General features: G+C 69.5%; 15 protein-coding genes. 3 read left to right on the top strand and 12 right to left on the bottom strand.

Annotated features, from left to right (window positions below; translation table 11 throughout):
• Positions 1-286: 286 nt before the first annotated feature.
• The 10 genes from ABZX12_RS13080 to ABZX12_RS13035 form a co-directional block, all read right to left on the bottom strand.
• On the bottom strand, positions 287-1,705 hold the full coding sequence (locus ABZX12_RS13080) for a polysaccharide lyase 6 family protein (RefSeq protein WP_355692683.1): 1,419 nt from the start codon (positions 1,703-1,705) through the stop codon (positions 287-289).
• 10 nt (positions 1,706-1,715) lie between these two features.
• Entirely contained in the window at positions 1,716-2,561 is an 846-nt protein-coding gene (locus tag ABZX12_RS13075; protein WP_355692682.1) for an AraC family transcriptional regulator, read from the bottom strand.
• On the bottom strand, positions 2,558-3,991 hold the full coding sequence (locus ABZX12_RS13070; RefSeq protein WP_355692680.1) for a polysaccharide lyase 6 family protein: 1,434 nt from the start codon (positions 3,989-3,991) through the stop codon (positions 2,558-2,560). The genes ABZX12_RS13075 and ABZX12_RS13070 overlap by 4 nt, the downstream gene beginning before the upstream one ends.
• Positions 3,992-3,994: 3 nt before the next feature.
• A complete protein-coding gene (locus ABZX12_RS13065; protein ID WP_355692679.1) occupies positions 3,995-4,861 on the bottom strand; it encodes a carbohydrate ABC transporter permease in 867 nt (288 codons plus the stop codon).
• Positions 4,858-5,802: a sugar ABC transporter permease gene (locus ABZX12_RS13060; RefSeq protein WP_355692678.1), complete on the bottom strand. Its 945-nt coding sequence runs from the start codon at positions 5,800-5,802 to the stop codon at positions 4,858-4,860. Before ABZX12_RS13060 ends, ABZX12_RS13065 begins: the two co-directional genes overlap by 4 nt.
• The gene (locus ABZX12_RS13055; protein ID WP_355692676.1) at positions 5,799-7,103 is read right to left on the bottom strand and encodes a sugar ABC transporter substrate-binding protein; all 1,305 of its coding nucleotides are present in this window, start codon (positions 7,101-7,103) and stop codon (positions 5,799-5,801) included. Before ABZX12_RS13055 ends, ABZX12_RS13060 begins: the two co-directional genes overlap by 4 nt.
• Positions 7,104-7,303: 200 nt before the next feature.
• Complete coding sequence (locus ABZX12_RS13050) at positions 7,304-7,870, bottom strand: hypothetical protein (protein ID WP_355692674.1); 567 nt, start codon at positions 7,868-7,870, stop codon at positions 7,304-7,306.
• 13 nt (positions 7,871-7,883) lie between these two features.
• Positions 7,884-9,113 carry an ABC transporter permease gene (locus tag ABZX12_RS13045; RefSeq protein WP_355692672.1) on the bottom strand — a complete coding sequence of 410 codons (1,230 nt, stop codon included), beginning with the start codon at positions 9,111-9,113 and terminating at the stop codon, positions 7,884-7,886.
• Positions 9,113-9,805: an ABC transporter ATP-binding protein gene (locus ABZX12_RS13040; RefSeq protein WP_355692671.1), complete on the bottom strand. Its 693-nt coding sequence runs from the start codon at positions 9,803-9,805 to the stop codon at positions 9,113-9,115. The genes ABZX12_RS13045 and ABZX12_RS13040 overlap by 1 nt, the downstream gene beginning before the upstream one ends.
• Positions 9,795-11,135, bottom strand: a complete 1,341-nt coding sequence (locus ABZX12_RS13035) for an HlyD family efflux transporter periplasmic adaptor subunit (protein WP_355692669.1) — start codon at positions 11,133-11,135, stop codon at positions 9,795-9,797. Before ABZX12_RS13035 ends, ABZX12_RS13040 begins: the two co-directional genes overlap by 11 nt.
• Positions 11,136-11,422: 287 nt before the next feature.
• On the opposite strand from ABZX12_RS13035, the gene ABZX12_RS13030 reads away from it, so the two are divergent.
• The 3 genes from ABZX12_RS13030 to ABZX12_RS13020 all read left to right on the top strand — a co-directional run bounded on the left by ABZX12_RS13030 (position 11,423) and on the right by ABZX12_RS13020 (position 13,626).
• Positions 11,423-11,794 carry an RNA polymerase-binding protein RbpA gene (locus ABZX12_RS13030; RefSeq protein WP_130448290.1) on the top strand — a complete coding sequence of 124 codons (372 nt, stop codon included), beginning with the start codon at positions 11,423-11,425 and terminating at the stop codon, positions 11,792-11,794.
• A 90-nt stretch (positions 11,795-11,884) separates the two neighbouring features.
• Complete coding sequence (locus ABZX12_RS13025) at positions 11,885-12,475, top strand: TetR/AcrR family transcriptional regulator (protein WP_355692668.1); 591 nt, start codon at positions 11,885-11,887, stop codon at positions 12,473-12,475.
• On the top strand, positions 12,472-13,626 hold the full coding sequence (locus tag ABZX12_RS13020) for a GDSL-type esterase/lipase family protein (protein ID WP_355692667.1): 1,155 nt from the start codon (positions 12,472-12,474) through the stop codon (positions 13,624-13,626). The genes ABZX12_RS13025 and ABZX12_RS13020 overlap by 4 nt, the downstream gene beginning before the upstream one ends.
• Before the next feature lie 59 nt (positions 13,627-13,685).
• Here the strand turns inward: ABZX12_RS13020 and ABZX12_RS13015 are convergent, their stop codons facing one another.
• Together ABZX12_RS13015 and ABZX12_RS13010 are read right to left on the bottom strand one after the other, a co-directional pair.
• Entirely contained in the window at positions 13,686-14,027 is a 342-nt protein-coding gene (locus ABZX12_RS13015) for a hypothetical protein (protein ID WP_355692665.1), read from the bottom strand.
• Positions 14,014-14,325 (bottom strand): hypothetical protein, encoded by a 312-nt coding sequence (locus tag ABZX12_RS13010; protein ID WP_355692663.1) that lies wholly within the window; start codon positions 14,323-14,325, stop codon positions 14,014-14,016. Before ABZX12_RS13010 ends, ABZX12_RS13015 begins: the two co-directional genes overlap by 14 nt.
• Positions 14,326-14,327: the final 2 nt, after the last annotated feature.

Below are 14,327 nucleotides of genomic sequence, written 5' to 3'. Positions count from 1 at the left end.
CGCATCTGGCTGGCTCACCCATCAAACGCCGGGCAGCTACCGAGCTACTACCCGACTGCTACCGGGCCGCTACAGGTGGGGTCGAGGTGGCGTCGCGCGGCGCGGCGGGAAGCCGTGGACCGGACCTGAGACAAGCAACGGTGACTGGAGACAGGTAATACCTTGTCCCCACACACCGCGACTTGTCAGACCACCACCACATCAGGTCCCCACCCACCACGACTTGTCTCATCCCACAGCAGCTTGACAACACCCCGCCGCCCCTAACCGAACGGCGTCCTGGGGGCTAGGCCGCGTTCGGCCCGACGTCGGCCGCGTTCAGCGGACGACGTACCGGTGTGGCAGTCGAGTACTCGTCGGCGCCCACGTCGTACGGCGCTGTGCGGGCCTGCCCGTCGACGTCGTCGGTGACCTGATTCGAGTGGTCGACGCCGGCGGCGTTCACGGCGGCACTGCCCGCACCGAGCCGGTACACGCCGTCGGAGCCCGCGGTCAGCTTCGGATCGGCCCGGGTGAACCCGGACGACGGGATGTTCCCGTTGGCCGCCTGACCCCAGAGGATGTTCCCCGACCAGGTCAGGCCGCCGAGGTACGGCATGTCGACCAGGTCGCCGCTGTCGCCGACCATCAGGTTGTCGGAGACCACGCACCCCAGCGGCGGGACGGTGCGCTGGCTCTCGCCGACCAGAGCCTGCCCGTTGTTCCGCAGCGTGTTCAGCGTGATCGTGACCCGGTCCGGCGCATCGTTGCCGCGCCGCGAGTCGGACGGCTCGCCCTCGTAGTGGTCCCGCTCCGTGCCGCTGCCGAGCACCACGCCGGCGCCCGAGATGCCGCTGACGTAGTTGTTCACGATCAGGTGGTCGTTGCCGTAGATCCGGATGCCGTTCGACCCGGACAGCAGGTAGTTGCTCTCGACCCGGTTGTCGTTGCCGTGCCGCAGCACCAGCCCGCCGGCCGACGAGCGGATCGTGTTGTACCGGATCGTGTTGCCGGACGACTTGACCGAGATCGCCTCGGGGTCGCCGTTGCAGCGCTCGAACAGGTTGTACTCGACGGTGGCGTCGGCGGTGCTGAGCGCGCGGCCGCTCACCCCGAGCCGGATCGGCTCCCCGCCGTTGGACCCGCTGAACGTGTGGTCGCGGAAGTAGTTGCGCAGGATGTAGGTGCGCTGCGCCATCGCCTCCGAGCCCGGGCCGTCGATCACCAGGTAGACGCCGAGCGTGGACTTGTCGTGGAAGACGTTGCGGTCGATCTTCGCGTCGTCGCCGCGGACGACGACCCAGTGCTCGGCGGCGGCGGCGAGGCCGAAGTCGTTGCGGGTCAGCCGGATCCGCGGGCAGTCCGCCGGGATCTCCAGCGTCGTGCTCTGCCGGAACGCGAACCCGCTGATCGTGATGTCCGACGATCCCGAGAACACGAAGCTCTGCGCGCCGGTCAGCGTCACACCGCCGCGGCTCTGCGCCACGATCGTGATCGGCGAGCCGCTGCTGCCGTGCCGGTTGGTGATCGTGATCGGCGATCCCGACGGTACGGCGTACGAGCCGTTGGCCAGCGTGATCGTGGTGCCGGCGGTGGCGCTGTTGATGGCCTGCTGCAACTCGGCGAGCGACGTCACGGTCGCCTGCTCCCGGGCCAGCGCCGGACGGGCGCTGACCAGGGAGAGGGCGACGACGCCACTGCCCGCCAAGAAGGTACGACGGTCCATGACGAGTCTCCTAGCTGTTGGGGCGGTACAACTTTCGGTACTCGCTCGGGGTCACCGAACTCACCTGTCGGAAGACCTTCGAGAAATAGGACTGATCCATGCCGACGGCGGCCGCGATCTCCTCCATCGGGCGTGCGGTCGCCACCAGCTCGCGCTGGGCCCACTCGATCCGGGCCCGCTTGATGTACTGCTTCGGCGACAGGCCGAACTCGGTCCGGAAGTGCCGCATGAACGCCGGCAGGTCGTAACCGAAGTGGGCCGCGAGCTCCTCGACGCTCGGCAGCGTGGCGAGGTTCTCCTGGATGTACTGCACGATCCCGGACTCGCTCGTCTGCCGCTCCGACAGCCTGACCGAGCCAGGCGGCGCACTGTCCAGGTAATGCGCGAACAGCGCCGTGAGCGCCGAGCGCAGCCGGAGCGGGGTCGCGAGTCCGGGCGGGTCCCGGTCGGCCGCGCCGACCTGTTCGAACAGCGCCGCGGCCTCGTCGGGTGCCTTGCTCGGCACGATGTACGGCAGCGTCAGCATCTCGCCGATGTCGCGGTCGCCGATCAGCGCGTTGAAGTGCAGCCAGTGCTTGCGGAACACGTTGTCGCTGATCGTCTCGTACGACACCGGCACTTCGGCCGGCAGGTAGACCAGCTCCCCCGGCCGCGGGTACAGCTCCTCGTCACCGACGACGAGGCGCCCTTCACCTTCCAGGATCAGGTACAGCCGCGAGAACGGATCGGGCTGCAGCGGCCGGGACCACTCGCGGTGCACCTTGGTGATCCGGGCAGCGACGACCAGGTCCAGCCGCAACCGGTCGAGATACGTCCGGATGATCTCCTGCTCTCCTACCGCTGTCTTGGTGGTCATCGGGCGTGCGGTCCCACGTCGGTCGAGGTCAGCGGACGGTACTTCGCGTGCCGCGGCGAGTACTCGTCCGCGCCGATGTCTGCTGCCCGTCCTGTCCGGTGGTCCCCGTCCAGATCGGTGGCCACCTCCGGGTACGACCGGGACGCGGCGTCGATCGCGGGGCTGCCGGCCGTGAGCCGCCGTACGCCGTCGGGCCCGGCCGCGAGTAGCGGGTCGGCGCGGGTGAAACCGGCCGCCGGAGCGTTGCCGTCCGCGCCCTGTCCCCAGTGGATGTTGCCTGACCAGGTGATGCCGTCCTGCAACGGCATGTTCACCAACTGCCCGTTGTCTGCCACCAACAGATTGTCCGTCACCGCGCACTCCAGGGGCGGGAGGGTCCGGTGACTCTCACCGGTCACCGCGGAGCCGCAGTCGAGAACCGTGTTCAGCGCGATCCGCACCCGGTCCGGTGCGTCGTTGCCGGTGCGGGACTTCGGCGGCTCGCCCGGGTAGTGGTCCCGGACGTTGCCGCTGCCCAGGACGACGCCGGAGCCGCTGATCCGCTCGAGGTAGTTGTTCACGACCAGGTGGTCGTTGCCGTAGATCCGGATCCCGTTCTGCCCGGACAACAGGTAGTTGCCCTCGACCCGGGTGCCGTTGCCGTGCCGCAGCACGATCCCGCCGAGGCTGTCGCGGATCGTGTTGTGCCGGATCGTGTTGCCCGACGACTTGACCGAGATCGCCTCGGGGTCGCCGTTCGCGCGCTCGAACAGGTTGAGCTCGACCACCGCGCCGGCGGTCGACAGCGCCCGCGGACTGACCCCGAGCCGGATCGGCTCACCGCCGTTGTCCCCCGGGAACGAGTGGTCGCGGAAGTAGTTGTGGTGGATGCGCACCCCGGCCGCCATCTGGTCGGCGCCGGCGCCTTCGACGCCCAGGTAGATGCCGAGCGTGGACTTGCCGTGAATCTCGTTGTGGTCGAACTCGGTCTGGTCGCCCCGGATCATCACCCAGTGCAGACCTTCGACGTCGGCCAGCTGGAAGTCGTTGCGGGTCAGCCGGATCCGCTTGCAGTCGGGCGGCACGTCGAAGGTCGAGGTCTGACCGCAGAACGCGAACCCGCTGATCGTGACGTCCGACGACGCGCTCAGCACGAAGCTCTGCGCACCCGTCAGGACGACCCCGCCGACGGACTCCGCCCGGACGACGATCGGCTCGTCGCAGGTACCGCGCTTTCCGGTGACCGCGATCGGCGCGGTCAGCTCATAGGTGCCGTCGGCCACCGTGATGACGCTGCCCGGCACGGCGTGCCCGATCGCCGTCTGCAATTCGTCCGGCGAGCGAACGAGCCGGCCCCGCGCAGCGGCTGCCGCGGGCAGCGTCCCGGCGGCTGCCACCAGGCCGGTCACCCCCGCGACCCCGGTGGTTGCCAGGAAGGTACGACGATCCATGTCTCACCCCTTGAGTGCGCCGGAGGTCAGCCCTCGGGCGAACGAACGTTGGAAGAAGAGGAACACCAGCACGGACGGGAGCAGCGCCAGCAAGGACGCGGCGAGGACGACGCCGGGTGTCACGGCCGGATCGATCCGCAGGGTCCGCAGCGCGAGCGGCAGTGTGTACGCCGAGGAGTTCTGCGCGACCAGCAGCGGCAGCAGGTACTGGTCCCAGATCATCGTGAAGCCGAACACGCCGATCACGCCGAGCGCCGGCTTGCACAGCGGCAGGATGATCTGCCCGAAGATCCGCAGCTCCCCCGCGCCGTCGATCCGGGCCGCCTCCTCGAGCTCGCGCGGCACGTCCTTCATGAACTCGGTCATCACCAGGATCGAGAACGCCCAGGCGCCGAGCGGGACGATCATGCCGGCCAGCGTGCCCATCAGGTTCAGATGGACCAGCGGCAGGTCGGCGAGCACCAGGGTCAGCGGCAGCGCGAGGATCTCCTCGGGCAGCATCATCGTGGCCAGGATCGCGACCATCACCAGCGTCATCAGCGGGAACTTCTTCCGCGCCAGCGCGTAGCCGGCCAGCACCGACACCGCCACCTGGAGCAGCAGCCCGAACCCGACCACGAAGAACGAGTTCAGCAGGTACCGCAGGACGCCGTGGTCGAAGGCGATCCGGAAGTTGTCGAGCGTCGGCGTCCTCGGTACGACGCTCAGCTGGGTCGGATCCGAGACGTGGTTGAACGAGCCGACCAGCAACGCGAGCAACGGGCCCGCGAAGACCGTGAACAGCCCGGCGTAGATCACGAACTTCGCGAGCCGGGCGCCGATCCCCTTGCTTTCGGTGAGCCCCAGCGCGGTCTCGGTGGCGGCGCTCATGCGGCCCTCCTTCGTCGCAGCAGCTGGACGCACACGGTCAGCACGAGCGTGGCCGCGAACAGCAGCACCGCGCCGGCCGACCCGACGCCGAGACGGCTCTGCTCCAGGCCCAGCTTGTAGATCAGCGTCATCACGACCTCGGTCGAGCCGTTCGGCCCGCCGTTGGTCAGCAGGAACACCTCGGTGAACGTCCGGAACCCGCGGACGGCGGCCAGCACGAACAGGATCGCGAACACCGGCCGCAGCCCGGGCAGCGTCACGTGCAGGATCCGCTGCCGCGTCGACGCGCCGTCGACCGTCGCCGCCTCGTACAGCCCGCGGTCGATCCCCGCCAGCCCGGCGAGGAAGATCATCATGTCGTACGGCGCCCCGCGCCAGATGCCGGTCACCGCGATCGAGGCGAGCGACGTGTGCGGGTCGTTGATGAACCCGGACGGCCCGAGCCCGACCAGACCGATCACCTGGTTGATCAGGCCGTCCCCCGTCGGGTGGTACATGATCCGCCACAGCTCGGCGACCACGGCGAGCGGCACGACCACCGGAAGGAACGCCGCCGACCGGATGAAGGTCAGCTTGCGGGTCTGCCCTTCCACCAGCAGCGCCAGGCAGAAGCCGAGCAGCATCGATCCGAACGTCTGCCCGACCGCGAGCACGATCGTGTTCCACGCGGCGGACCGGAAGCCGTCCGACCCCAGGACCTCGGCGTAGTTCGCGCCGCCGACCCAGGTGTTGCCCAGGTACGGTCGGACTTCCTGCACCGACATCCCGATCGCCTGCGCCATCGGGATGAATTTGAAGTACACGAACAGCACCAGGGCCGGGGCGAGGAACAGCCACGGCACCCACCACTGGCCGTCGCGGCGCTTCTGGCGGGGCCGGTCGGCGGCCGCCGGCGCAGGTCGCGCCGGGGCCGTCAACCGGGTTGCCTCACGCACACTCATGACGCGTTGACGCCCTGCTGGCTGAGCGTGTCGGTCAGCTTCTGGTCGAGCTTCTTCAGCTCCGCGTCGACGTCCAAGCCGCAGTCCGCGATCAGGGCGTTCACCGTGTCGGCGGCGCTTTGGCGGACCGGCGTCCAGTTCGGGATGGACGGGGCGTAGCGGCCATGCTCGCGGTACACGTCGGCGTACAGCTTCCACCGCGGGTCGGGGCGGACCGTGGTGATGTCGACGCTCTTGTTGACCGGCAACTGCACGATGAAGGCATTCTCGCCCTCCATGCCGATCTTCTGGCCCTCGACGGAGATCGCGTAACCCGCGAACGCGTTCTGCGCGGCCTCGTTCTTCGAGCCTGCCATCAAGTAGACGCTGCCGCCCTCGGCGAGCACAGTCGAGTCCTTCGGACCCTTAGGCATCGGCACGACCTCGTACTTGTCCTTGCCGAGCGAGGAATCGAAGCGCGGCATCAGGTACGGGCCGACGACGTACATCCCGGTCTTGCCGGCCTCGAACGTCTCGTTGGTTGGCGGCGTGTCCATCGTCGCCGCGCCCGGCTGGACCACCTTCGACGTGCAGGCGAGGTCGCGGAACCACTTGGTCGCGGCCACCGACTCCGGGGTCGACATGGCGGGCTTGTACTTGCCGTCGCTCTGCTTGGCGATGAAGTCACCGCCGGCGGCCCAGAGGAAGTTCGAGAAGTACCACGACGCGTAGCCGCGCTTGGTCGAGCCCGGTACTGCCAGGCCGTACGTGTCGGCCTTTCCGTTGCCGTCCGGGTCCTGGGTGGTGAAGGCCTTCGCCAGGGCGGCCATCTGGTCCCAGTTCGCCGGTGCGGACAGGTTGACCTTCTTCAGCCAGTCCTTGCGGATCAGCAGCGCGGCGGCCTGCGCGGAATACGGGACGCCGTACGTCTTGCCGTCGGTGGCGCGTGCCGCGGCCAGCGCCGGCTCGAGCAGCTGGTCGCTGCCCTTGATCGCGGACAGGTCGACCTCGCGGACGATCCCCTGGCTCACCATCGTGCCCAGCTGGGACGAATCGTTCATCACGATGTCCGGCAGGTCCTTCTGCGCCGCCCGCTGGGACAGCTTGGTCTCGAAGTCGTCGAAGATCGCCGTGACCTCGACCTTCTGCCCCGTGGCCGCCTCGAAGGCCGCCGCCAGCTTCTTCATCCCCTTCTCGCCGTCGCCGCCCGGCGTGGTGCGCGCCCACAGCTCCAGCGGCGCCGGCGGATCCTGCTCGGCCTTCCCGGCCCCACCCCCACCGCAGGCGGTCACCGTCAGGGCAAGCCCCACCCCCGCAGCCATGTATCTGAACGACCTGATCACCGACACAGTCCTGCCCAACTTCCGACTCGAGAGGCTCAATTTGTACTTTTTGAGCCTCATTTCGTCGCAAGATAGCGCTTTCCAAACCACGGCGTCAATGACTCATCCGATCTCTGCCAGCCGCGGAGGTCTGGCCACGTGCGCCCGGCCGGGGTGCTGGCCGGGCGCACGTGATCGGGTCAGCGCGACGACGGGGACGCGCTCGGGTTGTTGCGGAAACCGCCGCCGAAAGAGCCCTGGCGGACTGTGTTCGCGGTGATGGTGCCGTTGGAGTTCTGGCCGCTGACGACGACCTGCTCACCGGCCTTCAGATCCGCCGCGGTGCCCTTCGAGGTGATCTCGTACGTCGTGTCGCCGGTGAGCTTGACCACGACGTTGCCGGACTGCGTCTTCACGACCAGCTCGGAGCCGCTCGCCGACACGACCGTACCGATCGTGCCACCGCCCTGGCCTCCGCCCGGCCCACCGCCCGGGTACTGGCCCGGCGCGTTCTGGCCACGGAACCCGCCGTACCCGCCGTACCCGCCGGCGCCGCGCCCGCCGGCCTGCGGCTGGTTCGACGAGCTGTCGGAGGCGAAGGCCGCGTGCAGCCCGGCGCCGACGCCGAGCCCGATCGCGAGCACGACGATGCCGGTCAGGATCGCCGTCGCGAGCGGCAGGCTCAGGGTCTTCTTCGGCTTCAGCGCCGCGTCGACCTCCTCGTCGGACCCCATCTGGGCGAACTCCTCGGGCGTCTGGTTACTCATCTGCAAAGGCCTCTCACTCATGACGTAGCGCATCGATGGGACGGAGGCCGGCGGCTCGGTGCGCCGGCATGCTGCCGAAGAACAGGCCGACCGCCGCGGACACGCCGAGCGCGAGTCCGATCGACGACGGCACCAGCACGGGCCGGACGCCGGCCAGCTGGAAACGAGTGACGATCAGCGCGGCTCCGACACCGACCGCACCGCCGATCAGGCTGAGCAGCGTCGCCTCGATCAGGAACTGGCCGAGGACGGTCCGGCGGCGCGCGCCGAGCGCCTTGCGGATCCCGATCTCCCGGGTCCGTTCGGTGACCGTGACCAGCATGATGTTGGTGACCCCGATCCCGCCGACGACCAGGCTGATCGCGGCCACCGTGGCGAGCAGGGCGGTGAACGTCGCCGCGGTGTCCTGGCTGGTCTGCAGGATCTGCGCCGAGTTCGTGATCCGGAACGGCGACGTCTCGGTCGCCGGAACCTGATGCCGGGCGGTCAGCAGCTGCGTGACCTCGGCCTGCGCGGCGTCGACCCGGTCCTGGGCCGCCGCCTGGACGACGATCTGGCTGAGGGCGCCGTACCCGGCCTGGGTCGCCCGGAGGGTGGTGATCGGGACGATCGCGGTCGCGTTCGGGTCGGTGAAGCCGGTGCTGTCCTTGCCGGCCAGGACGCCGAGCACGGTGAAGTCGACCGCCCCGAGCTTGATCGTCCGGCCGACCGCGCTCGCAGGCCGGGTGAACAGCTCGGTCGCCGCCGTCTGCCCGAGCAGGATGACGCGGCGCGAGCCGTCCACGTCCGCCTGCGTGAACGAGCTGCCGATCTGGACCGGGGTGTTCGTGGCCAGCAAGTACGCCGGCGTCGTGCCGATCACCTGATTGACCGTGTAGCTCGTGTCACCGTTGGTCGCCGTAGCGGAGCTGGTCATCACCGGCGCCACCGAGGACACGTCCGGCGCCAGGTTCTTGTCGGTGAGCGCCGCGGCGTCGTCGAGCGTCAGGCTGTACTGCTGGTTGGCCGGCCCGGCCTGCCCGCGGACGAAGCCGCCGCCACCGCCGGTGGTGGAGACCGTCAGTAGGTTCGTGCCCATCGCCTCGAGGCGGTCCTGCACCGCCTTGCCGGAGCCGTTGCCGACCGCAACCAGCACGATCACGGCGCCGACGCCGATCGACACCCCGAGGACGGTCAGCAGCGAGCGCAGCTTGTTGGCGGTGAGGCCGCGGAGCGCGGCGCCCATCAGGTCGCGTGGTGACATCAGCCGGTCACCTCGTCGGAGACGATCCGGCCGTCCGAGACGCGGACGAGTCGCCGGGCCCGGGCGGCGACCTCGTGCTCGTGGGTGATCACGATGATCGTGCGGCCGCTCGCGTGCAGGTCGTCGAACATGCCCAGCACCTCGTCGGTCGAGTGTGCGTCGAGGTTGCCGGTCGGCTCGTCGGCGAGCAGGATCCGCGGGCCGGTCGCGAGCGCCCGGGCGATCGCGACCCGCTGCTGCTGGCCGCCGGACAGCTGGTTGGGCCGATGGCCGGTGCGGTCGGCCAGGCCGACCAGCTCGAGGGCGCGGTTGGCCCGCCGGCGGCGTTCGGCCCGGCGCAGGTGGGCGTAGGTGAGCGGCAGTTCGACGTTCGCGAGCGCGGTGGTCCGCGGGATCAGGTTGAACGACTGGAAGATGAACCCGATCTTCCGGCCGCGGACCAGGGCCTGCTGGTCCTCGCTCAGCCGGGCCACGTCGCTGCCGTCCAGCCAGTACTCCCCGCGGGACGGCACGTCGAGGCAGCCGAGGATGTTCATCAACGTCGACTTGCCGGATCCCGACGAGCCCATCACCGCGACGTACTCGCCCGCCTCGACCCGCAGCGACACGCCCCGGAGAGCATGGACCGCGGTCTCGCCCTGGCCGTACGTCTTGGTGACGTTCCGGATCTCGATCAGGGACTCAGCGGCCACGGAAGCCTCCGGCGCCGTTCCCCTGGCCGAGGCCGCCGGCCGGGAACTGCCCGCCGCCCGGCTGCTGGCCCTGCCGGTTCTGGCCGTTCTGGGTCCCGCCGATCGCGCCCTGCAGCAGCTCGATCTGATCGCCTTCGTTCAGGCCCGACGTGATCTGGGTGTAGCTGTCGCCACGGACGCCGACCTGGACCTCACGCGTTCCGCTGCCGTCGGCCATCGTGACCGTGTACGTCGTGCCGCTGGCGGCGATCGCGGTGCTCGGCACGTAGAGGGCGTCGGCGGCCTTCGCGGTCTGGACCGTGACGTTCGCGGTCTGGCCGATCCGGGCGTTGGCCGGGAGCTTGGCGAGGCTGAAGGTGGCCGAGTACGACACCACGCCGTTGGTGGTGGTCGGGGTCGGCGAGACCGTCGCCAGGGAGGCGGTCAGCGTCGTACCGGGCTCGGCGTTGAGGGTGACCGTCGCGGTCTGGCCGGCCTTGATCTTGATCGCGTCCGCCTCGGCGAAGGCGGCCACCACCTGGAGCGACTTCAGGTCGGCGATGTCGACGAACCCGGTGCCCGAGGTGGTGGTGGAGGTTGACGTTGAACCTTGACCTGAGGTCGAGCCCTGCCCGCCGCTCCCCGAGCCGGAAGCGGAGCCGGAGCTCGAACCGCCGGCCACCGAGCCGACCGCGCCGTTGACCGCCGTGATGGTGCCGGCGATCGGCGCCTTCAGTGTGGTCGCGTCGACCGCGGCCTCGGCGGCCTCGACGTTCTGGTCGGCCTGCTCCTTGTCCGCCTTCGCCTTCGCCAGGCTCGCCTCGGCGTTGCTGACGGCAACTTCCGGACTCTGACTCTGTCCTTGACCTTGAGACTGCTGGGCTTGCTGCTGGCCGGCGGTCGGGGTCGGCGAGGCCGATGCCTCCTCGGCCGCCTCCCGCGCGTCCTGCGCGTCGCTCAGCGTCTCCCCGGCCGCGGTGACCGAGTTCGCGGACGCGATCTGGTTCTGCTGGGCGATCCGCAACTGCCGCTCGGCGGCGGACGGATCGACCTTCGCGATCGCGGCGCCCTTGGCCACCACCTGACCGACCTTCACCAGGATCTGGGTGACCGTGCCGGAGGTCTCGAACTGCGGCGAGGCGGTCTGCGAGCTCTGCAGGGTCCCGCTCGAGCTGACGCTCGCCGTCACCTCACCGCGCTGCACGGCCGCCGTCGGCCGGGTCGCGCTCGCGGCCGGTGGATCCTTCTTGAAGAACAGGAAGTAGGCGGTGACGGCGATGGCGAGCACGATGGCCACCAGGGCCACGTTCACGAAACTGAGGCCACGGAGCTTGTGGCGGGGTAGCACCATGGACGCAGAGGCTAGGGACGATTACTGAGGATGAGATCCTCGATTCCTGGCAACAGGCTGTGAACCAGGGAGCGATTCGCTGCGTCGTACGTCGGGCGGTTCGCGACGGACGGCACGGTATGAGATCTGCGCGGGACCTGTACGGGATCTGTGAACAGTCGATGACAGCAGGTCACGACGGTGTTATCAAGGGCTGTCAGGTGCGAACATATGGCTCGGACATGCCAAAATGGGAATGATCCGGGCCGGCCGACCGTTGGCACGGATGACGATCTCGGAGGTTTGACATGTCTAATCGCGTACTGCGTGGTTCGGGGCTGGGTGGGGTCAGCTTCGAGGATGACCGTGGTGTCGAGTTCGCGCCGCGTCAGATGATCACGTATGACTGCCCCCGCGGCCACGTGGTCGAGGTGACCATGGCGCACGACGCCGAGGTGCCCGCGGTCTGGGAGTGCCCGCACTGCGGCAGCGAGGCCGCCCGGTCCACCGGCGAGAAGCCGGAGCCGAAGCAGGAGAAGCCGGCCCGTACGCACTGGGACATGCTGCGCGAGCGCCGGAGCATCTCGGAGCTGGAGGAGCTGCTGGCCGAGCGGGTCGAGCTGCTCCGCAAGGGCGAGATCGGCCCGGCGCACCTGCACCGGACCAAGCGCACCGCCTGAACCACCCGGGAACCCTCATCGCAACGGCGCGGTGGGGGTTTCTTCTTGATCTCATTTGCCTAAAACCTTTAGGCAATTACATAATGAGTTATGGCAAGAGCGGGGTTGAGCGGCGAGCGGCTGGCACGGGCCGGGGCGGAGCTGGCCGACGAGGTCGGGTTCGAGCAGGTCACGGTGTCGGCGCTGGCGCGGCGGTTCGGCGTCCAGGTGGCGAGCCTGTACTCGCACGTCCGCAACTCCGACGACCTGAAGACCCGCATCGCCACCGTCGCCCTCACCGAGCTGGCCGACCAAGCCGCCGCGGCGGTAGCGGGCCGGGCCGGACAGGACGCTCTCACCGCCCTGGCAGACGTCTACCGCACCTACGCCCAGTCCCACCCTGGCCGCTACGCAGCCTCCCGCTACACCCCACCCGACGCTCAGGCGACCACCACAGACTTCGTGGTCGCCGGGAAGCGGCATTCAGAGCTGATGCGGGCCGTTCTGCGCGGCTACGACCTGGACGAGCCCGCACAGACAGACGCCGTACGACTGCTGGGCAGCTTCTTCCACGGTTACGTCACGCTCGAGCTCTCCGGCTCTTTCAGCTACAGCGGCCCACCGAGCGCCGCCAGCTGGCCCCGCATCCTGCACGCCATCGACACCCTCCTCCGCACCTGGCCCGAGAGGCAACCTTCGTGATCACCACCCCCCTCACCCTCGACCTGCTCCGCGGCGCCCTGGACCTCGAGCAGACCGCCCGCGGCGTCCTTCCGCACCGCCTCCCGGCCTGGGCGCGAGCGCAGTACGACGACAGCCAGATGGCGATGGTCGACTCGCAGCCCGCCGGCGTACGCCTCGTCTTCCGCACCAGCGCGACCGCGATCGAGCTCGACACCCTGCCGACGAAGCGCGACTACACCGGCGCTCCCCCGCGCCCGGACGGCGTGTACGACGTCCTCGTCGACGGCCGGCTCCACACCCAGCTGACGGCAGCGGGCGGCGACGTCATCACGATCGACCTGGCGACCGGCGCCACCGAGACCCGCGAAGGCCGGCCCCAGACGCTGCGAGTGACCGGGCTGGGCGCCGCGCCGAAGACTGTCGAGATCTGGCTGCCGCACGACGAGACCACCGAGCTCGTTGCCCTGCGCACCGACGCAGCGGTCGAGCCGGTCCCGGCGAGTCGTCGCACCTGGCTCCATCACGGCAGCTCGATCAGCCACGGCTCCAACGCGACACACCCGACCGGCACCTGGCCCGCGCTCGTCGCCGCACAGTCCGGCGTGGAGCTGGTCAACCTCGGCTTCGGCGGCAGCGCGTACCTGCAGCCGTTCATCGCGCGCACGATCCGCGATACGCCCGCCGACCTGATCAGCCTGAAGCTCGGCATCAACATCGTGAACTCCGACAGCCTCCGGCTCCGGTCGTTCACCCCGGGCGTCCACGGCTTCCTGGACACCATCCGCGACGGTCACCCGGACACGCCGCTCCTGGTCGTCTCCCCCATCCTCTGCCCGATCCACGAGGACACCCCCGGCCCGACCGGCTGGGACCTCGCCGCACTCGCCGCCGGTCAGCTCCGCTTCACTGCGACCGGCAACCCGGACGAGGTCCCCGCCGGCAAACTCACGCTGTCGGTCATCCGCGCCGAGCTCGCCCGCATCGTCACCCAGCGAGCCCTCACCGACCCGAACCTGCATTACCTCGACGGCCGCGAGCTGTACGGCGAAGCGGACAACCTCGCCCACCCACTCCTCGACGACCTTCACCCCGACGCCGCCACCCACGAATTACTGGCCACCCGCTTCAGCCGTCACGCCTTCGGCCCCAAGGGTCCGTTCGCCCGGTGACGAGCGCGCCACTCGGCAAGAAATGTCGCCCAGCGGGCCGGTCAGACCGGTCAGGCCGGTCAGTAGCGGGCGAAGTCCTCCAGGCGGTGGAGGTCGGCGCGGCCGCGGGTGGTGGTGACGGCGTCGTCGGTGATGTCGTCGACGTCGTCCCAGGGCAGGTACCAGACCTCGCCCAGACGCCAGTGCACGAGCCGGCGAAGCAGTTGGGGACCGACGTGCCGCTCGTAGCCGAACAGTCGCGTGGCGCGGTTCTCCACGACGATCAGGCCGTCGACCCGCAGCGCGCGCTGCATCGAGACCAGCATCGGTCCGTCCTGGACCAGGCGGACATCCGCGACGCCGCCGATCACGTCGCCGTTGGTGTCCAGGACGCGGCGCCCGAGCAGGTCATTCAGCCGCATCGCCGGCTCCTGGGATCTTGGCGATCACGTGGTTCTCGACCCAGTCGTCGTAGTAGTCGAGATCGAGGTCCTCGACGACGACCGTCACCGCGGTCTCGATGGCGGCGATCCGGCGGGCCGTGATCCGCTCGCGGCCGGTGATCAGCGCGGCCACGACCGGCGGATCGGCGTCCAGGTCGAGCTCGACGTCGTCGATCTTCCCGGCCAGGTGACCGTCGGCCTGGTCGATCAGCTGCCGGTCGAGCAGATGCAGCTGGGCGTGCAGCACCCGGCCCGATGCGTCAGGCGTCCGAGGCATGG

It is taken from the genome of Kribbella sp. NPDC003505, assembly GCF_040610875.1.
Lineage (GTDB): Bacteria > Actinomycetota > Actinomycetes > Propionibacteriales > Kribbellaceae > Kribbella.
Note: the sequence above shows the minus strand (reverse complement) of the source record. Positions and strands in the feature narration are given on the sequence as shown.

What these genes read in the sequence shown, in the direction of transcription:
- ABZX12_RS13080 (WP_355692683.1), bottom strand. Translation starts at nt 1,705, where the DNA reads ATGGACCGTCGTACCTTCTTGGCGGGCAGTGGCGTCGTCGCCCTCTCC.
- ABZX12_RS13075 (WP_355692682.1), bottom strand. Translation starts at nt 2,561, where the DNA reads ATGACCACCAAGACAGCGGTAGGAGAGCAGGAGATCATCCGGACGTAT.
- ABZX12_RS13070 (WP_355692680.1), bottom strand. Translation starts at nt 3,991, where the DNA reads ATGGATCGTCGTACCTTCCTGGCAACCACCGGGGTCGCGGGGGTGACC.
- ABZX12_RS13065 (WP_355692679.1), bottom strand. Translation starts at nt 4,861, where the DNA reads ATGAGCGCCGCCACCGAGACCGCGCTGGGGCTCACCGAAAGCAAGGGG.
- ABZX12_RS13060 (WP_355692678.1), bottom strand. Translation starts at nt 5,802, where the DNA reads ATGAGTGTGCGTGAGGCAACCCGGTTGACGGCCCCGGCGCGACCTGCG.
- ABZX12_RS13055 (WP_355692676.1), bottom strand. Translation starts at nt 7,103, where the DNA reads ATGGCTGCGGGGGTGGGGCTTGCCCTGACGGTGACCGCCTGCGGTGGG.
- ABZX12_RS13050 (WP_355692674.1), bottom strand. Translation starts at nt 7,870, where the DNA reads ATGAGTAACCAGACGCCCGAGGAGTTCGCCCAGATGGGGTCCGACGAG.
- ABZX12_RS13045 (WP_355692672.1), bottom strand. Translation starts at nt 9,113, where the DNA reads ATGTCACCACGCGACCTGATGGGCGCCGCGCTCCGCGGCCTCACCGCC.
- ABZX12_RS13035 (WP_355692669.1), bottom strand. Translation starts at nt 11,135, where the DNA reads ATGGTGCTACCCCGCCACAAGCTCCGTGGCCTCAGTTTCGTGAACGTG.
- ABZX12_RS13030 (WP_130448290.1), top strand. Translation starts at nt 11,423, where the DNA reads ATGTCTAATCGCGTACTGCGTGGTTCGGGGCTGGGTGGGGTCAGCTTC.
- ABZX12_RS13025 (WP_355692668.1), top strand. Translation starts at nt 11,885, where the DNA reads ATGGCAAGAGCGGGGTTGAGCGGCGAGCGGCTGGCACGGGCCGGGGCG.
- ABZX12_RS13015 (WP_355692665.1), bottom strand. Translation starts at nt 14,027, where the DNA reads ATGCGGCTGAATGACCTGCTCGGGCGCCGCGTCCTGGACACCAACGGC.
- ABZX12_RS13010 (WP_355692663.1), bottom strand. Translation starts at nt 14,325, where the DNA reads ATGCCTCGGACGCCTGACGCATCGGGCCGGGTGCTGCACGCCCAGCTG.